Below are 2,560 nucleotides of genomic sequence, written 5' to 3' on the forward strand. Positions count from 1 at the left end.
TTCATACTGTTTTCTATCTTCGAGCATTTGTATCTCTTCGGGTATCCAGAAATTGGTAAAGCCCATAGTTTTGTAGAGGTCATAAGCCCATTTATACTTAATTTCATTGAGCTCAAGTATGTTTGTCGGGTTACCCTTTATTATCTTTCTCTTTTGAGCTTCTCTATCTCCTTGAGGATTAAAGATGAGCTTTCTCACGAAAGCTTTTTTTTCGTTCTCTACCATTTTTCACCACCTCCGAAAAAGAACCCTGGGTTTTAATTTTAACAGCCTACCTCTGAATAGACCAGCATTTAATATATACTGAAATTGAAAGTCTATATCATTATTACAAGAAAACTTTAAAAAACTTTTTGAAAAAACTCAAAAGATTCTGTTTCAATCCCTTATAGGCACCTAACAAACCTTACCCGGGACAGAAAAACTTACTACGAACTCACGGGTTTCAATCCCTTATAGGTACCTAACAAACCTTGGATTATCTGAGTTGGACATACAAGATAGATGATGGTTTCAATCCCTTATAGGTACCTAACAAACACACTCGCACAGTCAGACCATCCAGTTCAAGATGTCAAGTTTCAATCCCTTATAGGTACCTAACAAACCAGCCTACGACTTACCTTATTCAGTTGACAAGAAGCCCCTGTGGCTCAATGGCCACACTTAAATTTTATAGAATTCTTTAAGAGTCGTCAAGTGGAGTTTATTTCCCGTGAACCTCTAATCTCCCCAAAATCCCGGGAGGTTCACACTTGTTGATTTTGTAAGCAAAACCTTAAATTTTAAAACTTCCGGTTAGTTAGAACTAATATAAATTTTATGGGGTTCATTGACCGCCTGAAAATCAAGGGGATAAAATATTTATTCCCTAATTTTTAGGCTTCTTTAATCCTTTAAGCTTGTTAATACTTACTAAATAAACATATCATCACGGGAAGGCTTATCTATGCCTATACTCAACCTCTCGTAGTACTTCTTTATCAAGGGCTTCCTTTAACCCGTCTATCAGTATTCTGAGTTTTGTTTCCGTTATTTCCCCCTCAAATACGGAGTTTGAGAATGCCGAGTTTAGCCGTGGGGGAGTGGAGATTTAATATGATATAGGAGATTCCGGCCGGAATTCTTTGTCTTTTCTCCATCTTCTTGAAACAAGTTTATATTATCTGTATCGTCCTACTTTCCCGCCCATATCTTTATTCTCCTTTACACTTAACTTGACGTTCTCTATTCATTTGATTATATTCTGCCAATAGTTTCTAAAAAGTTGATATCATACAAGGAAGTAAAAGGGGGAATATCTTAAAGATTTATGTTAAGGAAGGGAATATTCAGTAAGATGGCGGAAGGACTCGTTGAAAAGCTCGCCAAAGAGCTTGAAGAAGAGCTAAAAAGCAGACCAAAGGACCCCGAGCTTCTCTTTAAGCTCGGCGTTGCTTACGTTAGAGCGGGAAAGATAGATAAGGCCAGAGAAGTTTACAAGAAGTTAAAGAACCTTGATAAGGAGAAGGCAAACGAGCTACTTGACAGGATTTACGAGGTTTAGTCTGCAGTCCTTAAAGGTTTCCCATACATACCTGTTTAGGGGAAGGTTTAGGTATTCCCACTCCCTCTTTGACGCATCGTAAACTCTCATCCCCTTGTATCCTACAACGTCCATAACCCAGTAAACGAAGGCTGCACCCGTTCCACCAAAACAGAAAAGAATAACTTCGTCTTTTTCATTAATCCCTTGATTTTTGAGGAATTTTTTCGCATACCGCGGGAACTCTATGTATAACTTTCCCGTGTTCTTGTCCATTTTTACCCACCACTCCCAGGAAAAGGGAACGGAACAGGGTATGTGTCCGTATTTCTTAGCCGCCGGAAACTTTCCTATTCCGAAGTAAAACTCGGGAAGTCTCCCGTCAATTATGGGAATTTTACCTATGTTTTCGTAAACGTATTTCCAATTAACTTCTTTATAGGGGTTGTAGTTCGCCTTAAAACTTCCCCTCCTAACTACGGGTTCATCGTAGGATACGGGATAATTCTTCTTAATCCAGGAACTCCAACCCCCGTCAAGTATGCCCACCTTCTCGTGTCCGAGGAGGTGAAATATCCAGTAAGCGTAAACCGCTCCCAATATCTCGTTTTTTGCATTTCCTTTGTAGTAAATGACAACTTTCGTATCGTTGTTTATCCCCCATTTCCTGAACATCTCTTCATACTCTTCAATCTTTTTCCTGACAAGTGCTCCCGTTTTTTGGTCCATTACCCTCCACTCTTCCTTCTCGGTAAGTCTTGCTCCGGGTATATGTCCTTCAAGGAGGTAGCTCTGGGTGTCTCCGAACTCAAGTATTACGAGGTCTTTGTCCTCAAGATGTTTGTACAACCACTCGGGTGAAACGAGCTTTGGAAAGGAAAAAGAAAATCCGAATAGAATAAAAAGTAAAACTAAAACCCTCATTACTCCCCCTTATACTCCGCTTTTGAGGTTGCTGTTTCCCAAAGAACCACCTTTACGATCTTTATTTCTCCGAGTAGACCGGCTTCCTCTAACCTTTTCTTGAGAAAATCG

Annotated in this window: 2 protein-coding genes and 1 pseudogene; 1 reads left to right on the forward strand and 2 read right to left on the reverse strand. The window is 39.7% G+C overall.

Annotated features, from left to right (window positions below; translation table 11 throughout):
* Positions 1 to 225: pseudogene (locus ACWB1W_RS04990) on the reverse strand (ribonucleotide-diphosphate reductase subunit beta); the annotation flags it as partial.
* A gap of 1,087 nt (positions 226 to 1,312) precedes the next feature.
* On the opposite strand from ACWB1W_RS04990, the gene ACWB1W_RS04995 reads away from it, so the two are divergent.
* The gene (locus tag ACWB1W_RS04995; RefSeq protein ID WP_479370288.1) at positions 1,313 to 1,546 is read left to right on the forward strand and encodes a tetratricopeptide repeat protein; all 234 of its coding nucleotides are present in this window, start codon (positions 1,313 to 1,315) and stop codon (positions 1,544 to 1,546) included.
* Here ACWB1W_RS04995 and ACWB1W_RS05000 read toward each other — a convergent pair.
* The gene (locus ACWB1W_RS05000; protein ID WP_479370289.1) at positions 1,520 to 2,449 is read right to left on the reverse strand and encodes a sulfurtransferase; all 930 of its coding nucleotides are present in this window, start codon (positions 2,447 to 2,449) and stop codon (positions 1,520 to 1,522) included. The genes ACWB1W_RS04995 and ACWB1W_RS05000 overlap by 27 nt on opposite strands.
* Positions 2,450 to 2,560: the final 111 nt, after the last annotated feature.

The sequence above is a fragment of the Aquifex sp. genome (assembly GCF_056494385.1).

Excerpts from the sequence above, each read along its gene's own strand:
- ACWB1W_RS05000 (WP_479370289.1), bottom strand. The coding sequence starts at position 2,449 with ATGAGGGTTTTAGTTTTACTTTTTATTCTATTCGGATTTTCTTTTTCC.
- ACWB1W_RS04995 (WP_479370288.1), top strand. The coding sequence starts at position 1,313 with ATGTTAAGGAAGGGAATATTCAGTAAGATGGCGGAAGGACTCGTTGAA.